17 protein-coding genes are annotated in these 15,591 nt (G+C 40.1%); 11 read left to right on the plus strand and 6 right to left on the minus strand.

Annotated features, from left to right (window positions below):
* Positions 1-12: 12 nt before the first annotated feature.
* The 4 genes from CH362_RS17920 (at position 13) to CH362_RS17935 (ending at position 3,754) form a co-directional block, all read left to right on the plus strand.
* Positions 13-2,235 (plus strand): membrane dipeptidase, encoded by a 2,223-nt coding sequence (locus CH362_RS17920; RefSeq protein WP_100711688.1) that lies wholly within the window; start codon positions 13-15, stop codon positions 2,233-2,235.
* A gap of 118 nt (positions 2,236-2,353) precedes the next feature.
* A complete protein-coding gene (locus CH362_RS17925; protein WP_100711689.1) occupies positions 2,354-2,833 on the plus strand; it encodes a hypothetical protein in 480 nt (159 codons plus the stop codon).
* A gap of 113 nt (positions 2,834-2,946) precedes the next feature.
* A complete protein-coding gene (locus tag CH362_RS17930; protein WP_100711690.1) occupies positions 2,947-3,315 on the plus strand; it encodes a DUF5684 domain-containing protein in 369 nt (122 codons plus the stop codon).
* Positions 3,287-3,754 (plus strand): DUF2752 domain-containing protein, encoded by a 468-nt coding sequence (locus CH362_RS17935; RefSeq protein ID WP_244280642.1) that lies wholly within the window; start codon positions 3,287-3,289, stop codon positions 3,752-3,754. The genes CH362_RS17930 and CH362_RS17935 overlap by 29 nt, the downstream gene beginning before the upstream one ends.
* On the opposite strand, the gene CH362_RS17940 is transcribed toward CH362_RS17935, so the two are convergent.
* The 4 genes from CH362_RS17940 to CH362_RS17955 are packed head-to-tail and all read right to left on the minus strand — an operon-like array spanning position 3,751 to position 6,952.
* On the minus strand, positions 3,751-4,041 hold the full coding sequence (locus CH362_RS17940) for an exodeoxyribonuclease VII small subunit (RefSeq protein WP_100711692.1): 291 nt from the start codon (positions 4,039-4,041) through the stop codon (positions 3,751-3,753). The genes CH362_RS17935 and CH362_RS17940 overlap by 4 nt on opposite strands.
* Positions 4,038-5,315, minus strand: coding sequence for an exodeoxyribonuclease VII large subunit (gene xseA / locus CH362_RS17945; protein WP_100711693.1), 1,278 nt, complete (start codon positions 5,313-5,315; stop codon positions 4,038-4,040). The genes CH362_RS17940 and xseA overlap by 4 nt, the downstream gene beginning before the upstream one ends.
* A 6-nt stretch (positions 5,316-5,321) precedes the next feature.
* On the minus strand, positions 5,322-6,434 hold the full coding sequence (locus CH362_RS17950) for an AI-2E family transporter (protein ID WP_100711694.1): 1,113 nt from the start codon (positions 6,432-6,434) through the stop codon (positions 5,322-5,324).
* The gene (locus CH362_RS17955) at positions 6,434-6,952 is read right to left on the minus strand and encodes a hypothetical protein (protein ID WP_100711695.1); all 519 of its coding nucleotides are present in this window, start codon (positions 6,950-6,952) and stop codon (positions 6,434-6,436) included. The genes CH362_RS17950 and CH362_RS17955 overlap by 1 nt, the downstream gene beginning before the upstream one ends.
* A 47-nt stretch (positions 6,953-6,999) precedes the next feature.
* On the opposite strand from CH362_RS17955, the gene CH362_RS17960 reads away from it, so the two are divergent.
* Positions 7,000-7,644 (plus strand): DedA family protein, encoded by a 645-nt coding sequence (locus tag CH362_RS17960; protein WP_100711696.1) that lies wholly within the window; start codon positions 7,000-7,002, stop codon positions 7,642-7,644.
* Here CH362_RS17960 and CH362_RS17965 read toward each other — a convergent pair.
* Positions 7,641-9,182, minus strand: a complete 1,542-nt coding sequence (locus CH362_RS17965) for a phosphatase domain-containing protein (protein ID WP_100711697.1) — start codon at positions 9,180-9,182, stop codon at positions 7,641-7,643. The two genes, CH362_RS17960 and CH362_RS17965, sit on opposite strands and share 4 nt — an antisense overlap.
* A gap of 125 nt (positions 9,183-9,307) precedes the next feature.
* Between CH362_RS17965 and CH362_RS17970 the strand changes: the two genes are divergently transcribed.
* The 6 genes from CH362_RS17970 to hslU are packed head-to-tail and all read left to right on the plus strand — an operon-like array spanning position 9,308 to position 14,701.
* Positions 9,308-9,625 carry a Smr/MutS family protein gene (locus tag CH362_RS17970; protein ID WP_100711698.1) on the plus strand — a complete coding sequence of 106 codons (318 nt, stop codon included), beginning with the start codon at positions 9,308-9,310 and terminating at the stop codon, positions 9,623-9,625.
* Positions 9,626-11,176, plus strand: coding sequence for a (R)-citramalate synthase CimA (cimA, locus tag CH362_RS17975; RefSeq protein ID WP_100711699.1), 1,551 nt, complete (start codon positions 9,626-9,628; stop codon positions 11,174-11,176).
* The gene (gene pth, locus CH362_RS17980; protein WP_100711700.1) at positions 11,164-11,733 is read left to right on the plus strand and encodes an aminoacyl-tRNA hydrolase; all 570 of its coding nucleotides are present in this window, start codon (positions 11,164-11,166) and stop codon (positions 11,731-11,733) included. Before cimA ends, pth begins: the two co-directional genes overlap by 13 nt.
* A 49-nt stretch (positions 11,734-11,782) precedes the next feature.
* Positions 11,783-12,736, plus strand: a complete 954-nt coding sequence (locus tag CH362_RS17985; RefSeq protein WP_100711701.1) for a tyrosine recombinase XerC — start codon at positions 11,783-11,785, stop codon at positions 12,734-12,736.
* Entirely contained in the window at positions 12,711-13,268 is a 558-nt protein-coding gene (gene hslV, locus CH362_RS17990) for an ATP-dependent protease subunit HslV (RefSeq protein ID WP_425269081.1), read from the plus strand. The genes CH362_RS17985 and hslV overlap by 26 nt, the downstream gene beginning before the upstream one ends.
* A complete protein-coding gene (hslU, locus tag CH362_RS17995; protein WP_100711702.1) occupies positions 13,265-14,701 on the plus strand; it encodes an ATP-dependent protease ATPase subunit HslU in 1,437 nt (478 codons plus the stop codon). The genes hslV and hslU overlap by 4 nt, the downstream gene beginning before the upstream one ends.
* Here the strand turns inward: hslU and CH362_RS18000 are convergent.
* Complete coding sequence (locus CH362_RS18000) at positions 14,698-15,531, minus strand: hypothetical protein (RefSeq protein ID WP_086448665.1); 834 nt, start codon at positions 15,529-15,531, stop codon at positions 14,698-14,700. The genes hslU and CH362_RS18000 overlap by 4 nt on opposite strands.
* Between the last annotated feature and the right edge of the window lie 60 nt (positions 15,532-15,591).

Below are 15,591 nucleotides of genomic sequence, written 5' to 3' on the forward strand. Positions count from 1 at the left end.
GGAGAGATACGTATGAAAAGTCGGTCTTTTTTACGAGGGCCTGCGTTAAGCGTCGTATTCCTGGCTGTTTTTGCTACGAGTACGTCCGTTTTCGGCGATCCATATTGGGGAACATTTAAGAAGGATGGTTGCACTGCAATTTTTCCTGGGAAACGTCAATATTCATCGATCCTTTATGGGATCCCATCCGGCCAAAGCTGGGAAACAACATGTGCCAATATGGGAGCAACCATTAACGGCCAAACGTTTACTAAGCCGAGTCGTTGTAAAAATACTGGATTCAATATGTGGGGAGAATTCGATCTCATCGATGATTCTTGCGAAGCGAACTGGGCAGCAACAGACGACGGTGGAGGTTATAACTGGACTCATAAGAATGACGGTTGTCAATCCTCTGGAACTTACGCTGGGAAAAGAAAGTATTCTTCACGTATATGGAACGTAGTGGGAATTAGCTGGGAAGAAGCATGTGCTAAATTGCCTCTTACCATCGCAGGTAAAACATATACTACACCTCATAGATGTGTGAACACAGGTGGAGCCACAGGAATGTGGGGAGAATGGTATGTTGCAGATTCAAGTTGTGAAGCTGCTCCACAAGCTTATAATAGAGGAGCTAACGATTCTCTAAAGAGAACCGGAACTCTTCCAGGTTATGTAGATCTTCATACTCACCCAATGGCAAATTTAGGTTTTGGTGGAGTCATCTTCCATGGTTCTCCATTTGGACCTGCTGCAACTGCACTCGCAGATTGTCCGAGCACTTCAGACGAAGGACATTCAGCAGGACACTCTAGAGTAGAAGCTATCGTTCAGGATGATATAATCGGAGCCTTATTAGGAACGGCTCGTCACGACAATAGAGGTTATGCAGGTTTCCCTTATTGGCCTGCGAACAATAGTTACACTCACCAAACAATGTATTATGAATGGATCAAACGTGCCTATGAAGGCGGTATGAGAGCCATGGTAGTACTCGCAGTCAATGGTGATTATATGTTTGGAGCGACAGATAACGGACTTCCAGACATCATCAAAGGAATAGCGATCGCTACTGATCCAGTTTATGATCTAAATGATATGAACACTTTGCGCAGACAAACACAAGCAGTGTATGATATGCAAGCTTGGATCGATACACAAAGTGGCGGTCCAGGACAAGGTTGGTTCCGTATCGTAAAAACTCCTGCAGAAGCACAGAGTGTAATCGCTGGTGGTAAACTCGCAGTAGTCTTAGGCGCAGAAGTTGACTACCTAGTAGATTGTACAGGAAGCAATTGTAACGATTCTATGATCACACAAGGTGTTCAAGAGTTGTATGATCTTGGATTACGTTATGTATTCCCAATCCACTTGAAAACGAACGGATTTGGTGGAGCAGGTTTATACAATATCCTTGGAAGTGGAACTAAGTATGATTGTAAACATTACGGCCAGGATTGTAACACTGCAGGCTTGACTACTTATGGACAAAAAGTCCTAAGAGAATTGATGAAAAAAGGAATGATCATCGACGTTGGTCACATGTCTGCAAAATCTCTGGACGGAGCGATTACGTTCGCTGAGCAACAATCTTATCCAGGTATCGTAACTGGTCACACCGGTGTATATGATATGGCGAATAAAGGAAATCGCCACGAGGCAAACCCAACAGGTGCTGCACTCAAACGTATCAGCACCTTAGGTGGAATGATCGGGCTTATTACCGGACAAGGAAATCTTGATGAAGTAGGTGAGTGGAGACAGAATAGTGACGGCTCTTATATCGCACATGCTTGCGGTGGAACTAGCCAAACATTCGCTCAGTCTTACCAATATCTCAAAAATCTAATAGGTGATCCTGCTTATGATGGAAGGATCGCTATCGGAACAGATTTTAACGGATTTGCTCATATGCCTGGACCTCGCTATGGAACTCGTGCTTGTCCTGGAGGAACTTCAGTCGTAGCACAACCAGAAGCTTCTAAAGTAGGATATCCATTCTCTCCGGATTCTTCCATTAGATTAGCGGCGACTCTTGCTGCTTCTCCTTCTCTTGGAAAATACTCTTTTGGGAATAGAACATTCGACTTCAATACAGAAGGCGCGTCCCATATTGGGCTCATGCCAGACTTCTTTGAAGACTTGAGACAGCAGGGACTTAAACGTTCCGATCTGGAACCGGTCTATAGATCCGCAGACTTCTTCACTACAATGTGGCAGAACGCGGTAAATAGGAGCGGAAACATCCAGTAATCCAACAAGGGCCCGCCGACAAGCGGGCCTTTCTGTATCTTCTATTCCAAAAGAAAATATTTGGTCTTTGGAACTAAAAGTGAAGAATAGGTTCTAAGATAAAAAGAGCTTATTTTCTATGAGGCTTTTATTGAACCCTAAGACTCTAATCCCTTCCGTATTCCTCTTACTTACTGTAGCTTGTTCCAATGGAGATACAGATTCCACAGATGATACTGCGGCTAGCTTATTATACTCTGCTTACGGAGCTAGTTTCACTCCTGTTCCGACTGGAGGCTGCGCAGACTCTGCAGTTCCGACGATTGTTACCGGAGGAACCGCGACATTCTCCGGAGCAAGTTATTACTATTATTTCTATTCTTTTACCGGAAACGGCGCAACAAATACCTTCAATGTTAGTTTTACAAGTGGGGAAGCCGACTTGTGGATCGGGACAGAAAATTCTGTGTTAATCCCAACGGATTTTAGTCAGGTAGAAGTTAGAAGTGAGAATATAGGAACCGAATCCTATTCCGGGGTAAGCACTACAAACGGTTCCACCCGTTGTTTGGTCATTCCAGTAACAGATGCTGGAACGATTACTTTATCTGTGCAGTGATCTCGGATAAACCACTCAATCTATTTGGGAAATTAAAAATTTCTTAAATTTTCTTCTTGCTTTCCTGAAATTAAAAATATACTTCCTCAGATTCTATTTTTGGAGCAAAACGAATGGAAGAAAGTTCAGGTTCAGGAATCGGTTTAGTCATAACCGCGATCGTTTATGTAGCGATCCTCGGAGTATTCCTATTTTCCTTCTGGAAAATTTTCGAAAAAGCGGGTAGACCTGGTTGGGCAGGGATCATTCCTATCTATAACCTTTATGTATTAATGGAAATCGTTGGAAGACCTGGTTGGTGGTTTATCCTATTTTTCATCCCTTGCGTTGGTATCATCATCAGCATTCTTGTTGCGATCGATTTGGCTAAATCATTCGGCAAAACTGCAGGGTATGCGGTACTTTTCATTTTTGGAATTGGATATCCAATACTAGCATTCTCTGATGCGAAATATGTGGGACCAGCTGCGAAATCAGCTTAAAAATTTCCTAATATTGGAAGCCGGGCCTGGTTCAGGTTCGGCTTCTAATTTTGTCATTCGCTCCTTCTTTCCTTTTTTAGCGTCCTTACTCGTATTCTTAATATTCGCAATTTCGATTTCCTTTTTACTCCCACTAGAAACTGAATCAGAACATTGGTTTACTATATGTTGGTGGAAAGATCTAACAGGTTGGGATTGTCCCGGATGTGGATTGACTAGATCTGTGATATGTTTTTTTAGAGGGGATTTTTCCAAGTCATGGGAATATCATCCGTTTGGAATACCGATCTCCATTTTAGGAATTTCAGGTTTTATCATCCGATGGAATCTAGGCAAACAAGTATGGAGAAATATTTTAGAAAATCGTTTTACTGAAATTTTCGCGTATCTGGGAGTTCTTTCAATTTTTGTTTGGTACTTCTTCAAACATTTTTATTAAAATAACTCATCATCATCGTTTGCCGGCGGAGTAGCCGCCCTGGAAGAAGTCTCAGACTTAGGGCTCGCAGTTTTCTTTTGGGTTTCCCCACTTCCTGATTTAGAAAGATATTCAATTTTTCCTTCTGCTTCCGCGAGGATTGATTGGCATAAAGTTCTAAGTTCCATTCCTCTTTCATAAGATTTAATGGATTCTTCTAGGGTTAATTGTCCTCTTTCCAAATTTTCCGCAATCTGCTCCAACTCGGTTAAGGCTTGTTCAAAACTGATTTCTGTCTTTTTGCTCATTGTATTTCACCTTGGTAAGAAACCCGAATCCTTCCTTCCGCCAATATGACCTCGAGTTCTTCCTCTTTCTCTAATTGTGCTGGAGATGTAACGACTTTTTTTCCTTTCTTACGAACAACAGAGTATCCTCTTTTCAAAGTTCCCAAAGGAGAAAAACCTTCCAACTTTCCAGAGAGAAGTTGGAATTCTTTCTTCTTTCTTTCTAATTGGGATTTGAAAGAAGTTACAAGTCCTGTCGATACAGGATTAAATTTATTTTGGGCGCTCATCAGATAATTTTTGCCTAATAGATGTATCCTTGAATTGATCTCATCTAATTGTAAGATCCGATCATTCAACATAGATCTAGGATCTAAGAATGCTTTTTTATTTGTGAGAATCCTAAGTTTCTCTTTCAGATTACTTGCCTGATTTTTTAAAGCAGTTTTAAGCCTTATTTCAAATTCTGTAAGCCCTGATTCTATGAGTTCCATTTCAGGCACGGCCATTTCTGCGGCAGCAGTTGGAGTAGGTGCAAAATGATCTGCCGCCAAATCAGAAAGAACTGAATCAATCTGGTGACCAACCGCAGAAATAATAGGAACACGACTTTCTGCAAAGGCGAGCACCACTTTTTCGTCGTTAAAGGCCATTAGATCTTCTGTACTTCCGCCACCTCGGCCGGCAATAATAAGATCCACATCCCACTTGGGATCATTTAATTGTTTGATTGCAGAAATAATAGACTCAGGTGCCCCATCTCCTTGTACAAGGCAAGGAGAGATTAGAATATCTATATTAGAAAATCTTTGTTTAGAAATGCGGATAATATCTTCGATCGCTGCTCCAGTGGGAGAAGTAGCAACACCAATTCTCCAAGGAAATGCTGGGAGTTTTCGTTTTCTTTCCGGATCGAAAACACCTTGGGCAGCAAGTTTTCTTTTTAATTCTTCTATCTGAAGTAGAAGGTCCCCTTGTCCCAGCTCTTCTATTTTAGAAATATTTAAATTATATTGGCCTCTAGGCTCGTAAACAGAGATTGCGCCGAATGCCTTGATCTCCATTCCATTTCCCAGAGGTTTTCCCTTATATCTTCCATTGCTATAAGAGAAAAAAGTACAGGCGATGAGAGACTTTGCATCTTTTAAGTTAAAATAAATATGGCCTTGGTGGGATTTGGAATAATTAGAAATTTCTCCCTGGATCCAGATATTTCGTAGAATTTCTGGACCAGTCAGAAGTTGTTTTACAATAGAATTGATTTCCGAAACGGAATATGTTTTTGTTTCTTCCATCCGAAATTAACTAGCGAAAAAATCTTTTCTATATAATTTCCAGAAGTCCCAAAGGATCACAACCATTGTGACAGCAACAGGTCCAAGCACGAGTCCCATGATCCCAAATTCTTGGATTCCTCCAATCAAGGACAGAAATATCAACAAAGGATGTATTCTAAGTTTTTTATCCAACATCTTAGGTTTTACAACATTTTCTAGAACTATATACAAGGTGAGGCCCATTACCATGAATAAGCTCGCACCAATAATATTATTCTCAATGAACATCAAATAAAGTCCGATCGGCAGCCAAACCACTGAGGTTCCAATCACTGGGATCAAAGAGAAAAATGCTGCAAGGCTCGCGTATAAGAAAGGATTGGAAATTTTTGCGAATAAAAGAAGAATATAAACTCCAGCTCCCTGCATAATGGAAACAATTAGATTTCCTTTAAATACAGTCTGTACAGCAGAAGCGATCTTTCTTCCTACTTGCTCTTCTACCTCTGTGGAAAATGGCAAATTATCCAAAATGAATCTTTCTATCTTTCTTCCATCTTGGTAGAAGAAGAACAAAAGTAAAAGTGAGAAGAATAGATTCATGATGATCCCAGCAGGAAGATCAATAGAACCAAGAATAAAAGAAGAAGCGTTACTTAAAACAGCGTATAAACTGTCCAAGTTTAAAATATCTATATAGTTCTTAGCAAAATCCCCATAAATTTCAGGGAGTTTCACCCAAAAGAATGGATTATCCGTAAAAAGATCTGTGAGTATATTCAAACTCATGATTGTATCAATGATCTTATCTTCAGAAAGAGAGATCCTGATCTTAAATAGAATAGAAAGAGATTCTTCGATCAGAGTGCGGATCATAAAATAAGAAGGTAAAATAACGATCATACAAACAGAACCTATCATGATCCAAGGAGCCAATGGCTCAAACTTAGGACCTACAAGCCTTCTTAACTGTTTGTATTGTTTGCGAGTTGCTAGGTATAAAATCAAAGCAACAAGTGCAGAATAAAAATAAGGCCTTAAAACTACAAAAAGTAGAAATCCTGTCCCAATGCAGAATACACTTAGGATCAGGTTAAAAAGTTTTCGGTTGGTTTCCTGTCCTTCTTTGGGGGACATCAAAATCCTCCGTTCGTGGTTTTCTGGAATAATTTTACAATACTTCCTTTTTCTTCTGGGTGAATGGTGATCGCGAGTACCTTATGCCTAAGAACATCCACTAGATACAAACTTTTCTCCTCAGATTTTTGGCTTTGTAAAATTTTATGACCAAAACTGGAGATCAAATATTCATAATATCTCTCCATCGTAGTTTTTGGGAGAGAAGTTTTAAAAACTACAACTGCTTCTTTATTTTCCAGAAGACGATCCGCTTTCAATTCAGTGAAAAATAATACCTCTGAATCATCCGGAACAAAATTGCTTGGAATGGAAGAAGGGGCCTTATACGGCGTTTCCACTATAGTGAGTTGGTTATGCCTGAAAATTTTAGGTCTATCTTTGACCTTTTTAGTTTTTACAGGATCAGGACTCATCAAATCGGGTAATTTGGTATCCTGAGCAAAAAGAGAAAGATTCCCGATCAGTAAAAATACTAGAACCGAACCGAGGGCTTGTGAGAAACTACGGCCTTCCACGAAATTTAGTTGAATCTAACGCTTCCCCCTTGACAATCCTTTTCTAGATGCAATTCGCAGGATTCGATTTTTATATCCAAACTCTACTTGATTGGGTATCCGGTCTGCCCAGCGCCCTGGTCTGGTTTTTTTTCGCATTTTCCAATTTTACCGAAAACGTTTTTCCTCCTTGGCCAGGTGATACTGTCACTGCATTCGGAGGATTTTTACTCGCAAGAGGTGCTTTAAGTTTTTGGGAGCTTGTCTCAAGCACATTAATAGGAAATCTTGCTGGCGCATGGGTCATGTATGCATTCGGCCATAAGTTACTGGATTGGCTAAAGAATAAAAACTTCCCGTTCAAATCCGAATTGTATAACGAAGAATCTATTCAAAAAACCTTGGATTGGTTTTCTAGGAATGGTTTAGTTGTAGTGATCTTCTCCAGATTTTCCGCTGGGATACGATTTTTCGTTTCTATAGTTGCAGGAATGGTGGATATGAGACCGATCTTGTTCTTCTCCGCATTCACAGTAGCAGTTACTATCTGGTGTGGGATATTGATCTACGGAGGATTTTATTTAGGATCGCATTGGGAAAAGGTTCTGGAATTTTTAGCTCTGTATAATAAAATTTTTACGGGCTTCTTCGTGACTGCTGTTCTTGGATTTATAATCTACAAAAAGTTTTTAGAAAAAAGAAAGGAAGCCTAGGCTTCCAAAACTTCTTTTAAAGTTTTTACAAACTTTTTATGAATAGAATCTGTTTCTGCAGGAAGTTCTAATTTTTTAGCAATCTCCAATAGAACATTAGGTTCTATCACTTTTCCTTCGAACCATTGCCCTGCCATATCTCCTGCAATTTTTAAAACAGAAGAAAGATCTAAAATTTCTCTTTCTACCATCACAAGTGCAAATCCGAGAGCTCCATCTGTAGGGATATAAGGTGCAATTCCTTCTGTCTTCCAAGGATCTAAACCAGTAGGAAGCGCACTTCTTACATTCCATTTCATTTCATCAGAAGGGGGCCCGAGTTCGGTTTTATTGATTAGAACTAACTGAACTGGATTAATATCTCCGTGGATCCTACGATTTTCTTCAGCAAGTTCTCGGATCAATTTTGCATTATCTCGTGTAATCGCATCTCTTCCTAAAAAGTTCAGCTTATACAAATAATCTTCTAATTCTTTCCCTTGTAATGCTCCAGTCAGAATAAACTGATACAAAATAAAGATTAGATAATCACTTTCAGTATTGTCCCCAAGCAAAATCTCTTTCGAGTTTGTAGGAAGATAGATCCTATCTCTAAGAAGGATCGTAAGTTTATACGCCAATTGATCGAATAAACTTTGGAAGGAAGATCCAGCAAATTTACGAACCCTTTCTACTGCTCCCCAAAGGCCTTCTGTCAAAAATCGAGTAGGATGAGAAAGAGTGTCCCAAAACTTATCCACCATTCCTTTCAAAGTACCTTCTAAATACTTTAAGTGAAGCGATTCTGTTTTTACACCTTGGGTCCTAAATGTAGAAAGTAGTGTCCTTCTAAAAAAATGGGGACTCGCAGAAATAAAACAAAGTGGAGAATCAGTCGTAGCTTCTCTTAATTCTTTGAATAATGTAGGCATCCCAGGCAAAGGTAATTTCTGCTCAGGTGTTTCGAATAATGTGGAAATTTTTCCCTTATTGGAATGAATATCTGTAGCAAGATAGGTCTGGTCAATATCAGAAGTAGTTACGATCCCAATATATTCCTCGGACAAAATACGTAATGCACCCATTCCAATCAAACTTTGGGAGACTAACTCGTGTTTGCCTGGAGTGTTTAGGTATGCAAGATCCTTTCCAAATTGTCTGTAAGAATCGGGTTTTAAGAAATGGATATGAAATGTATAATTTCCTGGAGACAAAGGAAAGGTAAACTCATGAAAGAAAAATCCACTTTCGTCTCCTCTGATCTCAGGGGAACGATGTAATACTTTTCCGGACTGGTTTACAATTTCCGCTACAAGGATAGGCTTGCGAACTGACTCAAGTCCGTAGTCTAAAAACGGAGTGATCTCTTTTTCTTGTCCTTGGAATAAGCCTGTGAGAAGGTCCCATTTTTTAGGATCCGTCATTTCCTCGCTGACGGAGATATCTACAACCTGGCCTCGGATATAATAACGGTTTTCTCTTCCTAGAGTTCCTCCGCAAATTGCGGCTCTACGTTTTTCCGTATTCTTGGAAATTTTACGTTCTGTTTCTTCCGTCACAAGCTTGCAGGATTCCTTTCTAACATTTTGGGAAAGGAAAACTCTAACATGGGGCTTCTAAAGGGAAAGCAAAAATCCAATTTCTTTGTTTTCGAGAGAAAAGGTCCGCCTAGGATGGTCTTAGAATGGCGAGAGGGAAACATTCGGATCAGAACCGGAAAGGCCCCAAGTCGATTTATATCCGTAAAATGAGATATGAAGAGGCATATCGGCTTTTGGACCGGGAAATCCAAGCCGCATTCATGAAGGGCGAAACCCTGGTAGAAGTTGTACACGGTATAGGCGAGGGAATTTTGAAAAAAATGACCGACGATTATATCCGAGCACATTCCTTTCTTAAAATTTTAGAAGATGGGGGACTTCACCTGGCAAATAACCCAGGTTCCACACTTGTGGAGATCATGGGCCCATCCTCTGAAGATCTAAAAAAGTATTTAAAATAAATGGGAAACACAAGACCTAAAGTCCAAATCCTGGATGTAACTCTCAGAGATGGAGAGCAAACCAGAGGTGTAAGTTTCTCCGCTTCCGAAAAACTAAATATCGCAAAATTTCTATTACAAAATCTGAAAGTAGATCGAGTAGAGATCGCATCCGCTCGGGTCTCTCAGGGTGAATTGGAAAGTGTCCGTGGAATCATGTCCTGGGCAGCTTCAGAGGGCTTAGAAAAACGGATCGAAATTTTAGGATTCGTAGATTCTCACAAAAGTGTGGATTGGATCCTTGCTTCCGGAGCCAAAACATTAAACCTACTTACTAAAGGTTCTCTAAAACATCTAGAAGGGCAGCTCAAAAAAACTCCAAAAGAACATTTCGAAGAAGTATCCGAAACAATTCAATATGCTAAGAAGAATGGACTAGAAGTGAATATTTATTTGGAAGACTGGTCCAATGGATATTTAAATAGCAAAGAATATGTTTTGGATTTTGTTTCCCATCTTTCTAAAGAACCATTAGGCAAAATTTTCTTACCTGATACATTGGGAGTTCTTTCTCCTGATGAAACATTCTCAGGAATTTCACTTCTTACCCAAAAACATCCAGAATTACATTTCGAATTCCACGGACATAACGATTACGATCTTTCTGTAGCAAACTGTTTATTCGCAGTTAAAGCAGGAGCAAAAGGTTTACACGTTAGCGTTAATGGACTGGGAGAAAGAGCAGGAAATTCTCCACTCGAAGCAGTAATCACAGCACTCCACGATAAGGTGGGTATATGCACAGATGTAGACGAAAAATCAATCTCTGAAGCAAGCCGACTTGTAGAAGTTTTTAGTGGAAAAAGGATCTCTGCAAACCGTCCTGTAGTGGGAGAAGATGTATTCACCCAAACTGCAGGAGTTCACGCAGACGGAGACAAAAAAGGGAATTTATACGCAAACCCAATTCTGCCGGAACGTTTTGGTAGAAAAAGAAGTTATGCACTTGGTAAACTTGCAGGTAAAGCAAGCATCTCTGAAAATCTAAAACAACTAGGCCTTGTACTTTCTCCTGAGATAGAAAAAAAGGTTTTGGAAAAGGTTATAGAGCTCGGGGACCAAAACAAAACAATCACACCTGAAGATCTCCCATTTATCATTGCAGACGTTTCCGGAAATTCAAGCGTACAAGCGATCAAGATCACAGGATGTAAGATCAACTCTGGAATTGGGATCCGTCCGAAAGCGAGCCTAGAATTAGAATATCAAGGTAAAAAATATTCTGAGGAAGGAGAAGGAGATGGAGGTTATGACGCATTCATGTCTGCTCTGACTAGCATTGCTTCCAAAGCTGGACTTTCTATTCCTAGACTAGTAGATTATGAGGTTCGAATTCCACCTGGTGGAAAAACGGATGCACTCGTGGAGACAATGATTACCTGGAATAAAGCACAGGAAAACCATGAAGAAGAAAATTTTAAAACCATGGGAATCCACTGCGACCAAACAGTAGCTGCAGTATTAGCTACAGAAAAAATGCTGAACTTAATTCTTCCTACATGGCAAACTTGAAACTGATGATCGTTGGCTTGGGCAATCCAGGCCAAAAATACGAAAGAAACCGTCATAATATTGGCTTTCTAGTCCTGGACGATCTTGCAAAAGATTGGGGAGTAGATTTAAATCGTTCCACCAAAGAAGAAAAAGGAAAAATGGATAAGGAAGGAGTTTCTTACTATTTTCTAAAACCTTTGGAATACATGAATCTTTCTGGGAAAGCTGTCAGCGAGCTCTCACGAAAAAATGGGATCCCTCCCGAAAATATTTTAGTCATTCATGACGAAGTCGACTTTCCATTCTCCAAACTTAAATTCAAACAAAGCGGCGGAAATGGCGGTCATAACGGGATCAAGGATATCTCCGAAAAATTGGGATCGCCTGATTTTTTCAGACTCAGATTCGGAGTGGGAAAACCTGGAGACAGTGCTCTTACTGCGGGGCATGTTCTATCCAATTTTAACCAGGAAGAAATGAGCAAATTGCCCGAATTATTCGACCAGGCCAAACAAAAAATCAAGGATTGGGTCCGGGAAAGACAGATCATTTTTTCGAAAGCCTCCGATAAATAAACTATCCCGGGCGACCTTACGCTCCGGGGATTTTTATCCGGAGAAACCTGTGAGCGAATACGCGGTCAAACTTCCCCAATTTCCTTCTGAAATCCTGAACTCTGCCGCTACTCGTTTTTATGAATATCTGAGAGTGGAAAAAAATTATTCCCAAAACACTCTTAATGCATATCTACTCGACCTAAAATCATTTTTTGAATTTTGCCTACAAGAACAGATAGAGATCTATCAATTAGAATCAGTAGATGTTCGTTCTTATTTTGCATTCCTTTCTAAAAACCAAGGATTGGATAGAAGAACACAAAGTAGAAAACTCTCAAGCCTTAGAACATTTTACAAAGTATTATTAAAAGATAATTTGGTTCCGGGAAACCCAATCCTTTCCGTTAGTTTTCCTAAAACAAGAAAACAGGTCCCTAAAAATTTCAGGATAGAAGAAACGGAAAGTATTTTAGATTACGAATATGAAAATGAAAACGCATCCGAGATCCTGAATATCAGAGACAAAGCAATCTTAGAAGTTTTATATTCTTCAGGACTCAGGGTTTTTGAGTTAGTCGATGCGACTCTAGTACAATTATCTGCAGATCATACTATCTTAAAAGTTTTGGGTAAAAGAAGAAAGGAAAGATACGTATATTTAGGAAAAGAAGCTATCAAAAGTCTAAATGAATATTTAGATGTGCGTCCTAGATTTCGTCCCAGATCTGATGAAATTTTTCTGAATCAAAAGGGAAATAAACTGACGACCAGAGGGGTTCGTTATATTTTGAACGAGAGAAGGAAACGAATGGGATGGGACAAACCCATTACCCCCCATAAATTCCGTCACACGTTCGCAACGGACTTACTCGATGCCGGCGCAGATATCCGCGCAGTCCAAGAGCTTTTGGGGCATTCCTCTCTATCCACCACCCAGGTTTACCTGAGCGTGAGTAAGGAAAAGATCAAAGAGGTCTACCGAAAGGCTCACCCACATGCAAGACTCGATAAATCCAAATAAAATTCATGCAACCACGATACTCTGCGTTCGCAAAGGCGGCAAAGTAGCGATCGCAGGTGACGGACAGGTTTCTTTCGGAAACACCGTCATGAAAAACACCGCAAGAAAAGTTCGTAAACTTTATTCTGATAAAATTGTATCCGGCTTTGCTGGATCCGCCGCTGACGCTTTCACCCTATTCGAATTATTCGAAAAAAAAGTGCAGGAATTCGGAGGAAGTCTTTCCAGATCCGCGGTCGAACTTGCCAGAGAATGGAGATCCGACAGAGCACTTCGAAGATTAGAAGCAATGCTTATCGTAGCCGATAAGGATGAGTCCTTTTTAGTTTCCGGAACAGGAGATGTAATCTCTCCAGATGACGGAATTTTAGCGATCGGCTCAGGTGGAAATTATGCGCTCTCCGCCGCAAGAGCGCTGTATAATCATACAAACTTGGAACCTTCTCAAATTGTAAAAGAAGCCATGAACATAGCAGCAGATATTTGTATATACACTAATCATAATATAATTGTAGAGGAAATCGGACAATGAGCGAATTCCTTCCCCAAACAAATGAATCCAAATTAGGGGATGATGAACTCACTCCTAGACAAATCGTTTCCAAATTAGACGAGCATATCATTGGGCAGAAAAACGCCAAAAAAGCTGTGGCGATTGCTCTTCGCAATAGGACTAGACGCAGAAAACTAGATCCGGAATTAAGAGAAGAAATTTATCCTAAAAACATTATCATGATCGGGCCTACGGGAGTAGGAAAAACGGAAATTGCAAGAAGACTTTCCAAACTATGCGGCGCACCTTTTTTAAAAGTAGAAAGTACAAAATTTACAGAAGTAGGTTATGTAGGCCGGGACGTAGAAAGTATTATCAGAGATCTTGCTATGGTTTCTTTAAACCTAGTTAAACAAGAATTCAGAAAAGAAGTTGAAGCAAAAGCTAAGGAAAGAGCAGAAGAGGCTCTGTTGGATATCCTACTTCCATTTCCAACCAAAACTTCGATCGCAGATCCTCATCCTCCTTCTATTGGCTTCTCCACAAATGAAGCAGAAGAAGAAAGAGAGAAAAGATTTTCCGAGACCCGTGAAACAATGAGAAAAAAACTCAAAGCCGGGAAACTGAACGAACAAATTATAGAGATAGATATTCCTCAAGCAGGTCCGCAAGGACTTCCGATGCTGCAAGTATTTGGCGCAGGAAATATGGAAGATTTAGACAATCATATCCAAAATGTTTTGGGCGATCTAATGCCTAAAAAGCAAAAAAAGAGAAAATTACCGATCCCGGAAGCTCTCAAAATTTTAGAAGAAGCAGAAGCTGAAAAACTTTTAGATCCTGACAAGTTACAAAGAGAAGCTCAAAAGCGAGTAGAAGAAATGGGCATCGTATTCTTAGACGAGATCGACAAGATCGCAAGTAGAGAAGGAAGAGCAGGCGCAGATGTTTCGCGAGAAGGAGTACAAAGAGACTTACTTCCGATCGTAGAAGGTGCAACAGTAAACACAAAGATCGGCCCGATCGTAACAGATCATATTCTGTTTATCGCAGCAGGTGCATTCCATATGTCTAAACCTTCTGATCTTATTCCAGAGTTACAGGGACGTTTTCCGATCAGAGTGGAACTCGAAAAATTATCCATGGAAGATTTTGAAAAGATCTTAACTGCACCTAGGTCTTCTCTAGTAAAACAGTACCAAGCATTACTCGAAACTGATGGGATTAAAATTGAGTTCGCTCCGGATGGGATCAAAGAGATCGCAAAGATAGCCTATGACATGAACGAAAAACATGAAAACATAGGCGCTCGTAGATTAAACACCATCATGGAAAGGTTATTAGAAGATCTAAGCTTCGAAGGCCCGGACTTACCGGAGAACCAAAGAAGCCTTACAATAGATCAAAAAGCAGTCGAGTCCAAACTCAAAGGGATCGTAGAAGATAAAGACCTAAGTCGCTATATTCTTTAAAACGCCATTTCGCGGAGTGCAGTTAAAGGATATCTCATGTAAACAGTGGTAGTTCTGCTACCAGACGTAATGGTCAGAAGATCCAAAGGATTCAGACCCATAGTATAATATCCTTCATCGATCATAGCGATACCAAATCCCGCACTTTCTTTTTCGTCCAAAAACTCAGGACGGAAGAAATCTGCAGAATTCCCTTGGTCGAACAATTCCTTATGACGAATGCGGGACTCTTCTATCCTTCCAAAATCCATATTATGGATCGGGGAATCGTTACGAATCCTGAAATTCAGTTCATCTTTGGTAATCTTGATCTTAACAGAAATTCGCATTCTGTTTTTCTTAAGTTTAAAACGTATATCAGTGAGGAATTCTTTCTCTTCGTCTTTTAAGATCTGCTTTTTAGCACGGATCCTATCTTCTAACTGAAGAATACTCTGGACTTGTTTTTTGATCTTATCTGGAACCACATACCGATGCATCGCATCACGTAGAGGGGAAGTATCCATAATTATCTCAAGTAGTTCTTCTGCTTCTTCTTGAGTCTCACCAAGCCTTTCTATTTTCTTCAGAAGTTCATCTCTGAAAATTATATGACGGATATTTCCTTTGATCGCGTTTAATAATGCCTCCATGAGTCCGCTGAAAAGATGAAATGCAGCGAGAGGGTTGGCACCGATCTCTTCTAAAAGACCGTTAACGAGTTCGGAAAGAATATCTCTAGTAGGTTTAGTTAGACCTTTCAGTTCTAAATGGAAGAATCGTCTCTGCTTGAGTTCTTCTATATTTTGGAGGATTTGAGCCCCTTTGAGGACAGATTTCTGGTTTGCCATAGGAGGGAACTTAGAAAATTTAGTACAGGTTGGCTTGTGGACTCTATACGGCAAGCTGGT

Source organism: Leptospira saintgironsiae, assembly GCF_002811765.1.
Classification (GTDB): domain Bacteria; phylum Spirochaetota; class Leptospiria; order Leptospirales; family Leptospiraceae; genus Leptospira_B; species Leptospira_B saintgironsiae.

Excerpts from the sequence above, each read along its gene's own strand:
- CH362_RS17920 (WP_100711688.1), top strand. The coding sequence starts at position 13 with ATGAAAAGTCGGTCTTTTTTACGAGGGCCTGCGTTAAGCGTCGTATTC.
- CH362_RS17925 (WP_100711689.1), top strand. The coding sequence starts at position 2,354 with ATGAGGCTTTTATTGAACCCTAAGACTCTAATCCCTTCCGTATTCCTC.
- CH362_RS17930 (WP_100711690.1), top strand. The coding sequence starts at position 2,947 with ATGGAAGAAAGTTCAGGTTCAGGAATCGGTTTAGTCATAACCGCGATC.
- CH362_RS17935 (WP_244280642.1), top strand. The coding sequence starts at position 3,287 with ATGTGGGACCAGCTGCGAAATCAGCTTAAAAATTTCCTAATATTGGAA.
- CH362_RS17940 (WP_100711692.1), bottom strand. The coding sequence starts at position 4,041 with ATGAGCAAAAAGACAGAAATCAGTTTTGAACAAGCCTTAACCGAGTTG.
- xseA (WP_100711693.1), bottom strand. The coding sequence starts at position 5,315 with ATGGAAGAAACAAAAACATATTCCGTTTCGGAAATCAATTCTATTGTA.
- CH362_RS17950 (WP_100711694.1), bottom strand. The coding sequence starts at position 6,434 with ATGTCCCCCAAAGAAGGACAGGAAACCAACCGAAAACTTTTTAACCTG.
- CH362_RS17960 (WP_100711696.1), top strand. The coding sequence starts at position 7,000 with ATGCAATTCGCAGGATTCGATTTTTATATCCAAACTCTACTTGATTGG.
- CH362_RS17970 (WP_100711698.1), top strand. The coding sequence starts at position 9,308 with ATGGCGAGAGGGAAACATTCGGATCAGAACCGGAAAGGCCCCAAGTCG.
- cimA (WP_100711699.1), top strand. The coding sequence starts at position 9,626 with ATGGGAAACACAAGACCTAAAGTCCAAATCCTGGATGTAACTCTCAGA.
- pth (WP_100711700.1), top strand. The coding sequence starts at position 11,164 with ATGGCAAACTTGAAACTGATGATCGTTGGCTTGGGCAATCCAGGCCAA.
- hslV (WP_425269081.1), top strand. The coding sequence starts at position 12,711 with ATGCAAGACTCGATAAATCCAAATAAAATTCATGCAACCACGATACTC.
- hslU (WP_100711702.1), top strand. The coding sequence starts at position 13,265 with ATGAGCGAATTCCTTCCCCAAACAAATGAATCCAAATTAGGGGATGAT.
- CH362_RS18000 (WP_086448665.1), bottom strand. The coding sequence starts at position 15,531 with ATGGCAAACCAGAAATCTGTCCTCAAAGGGGCTCAAATCCTCCAAAAT.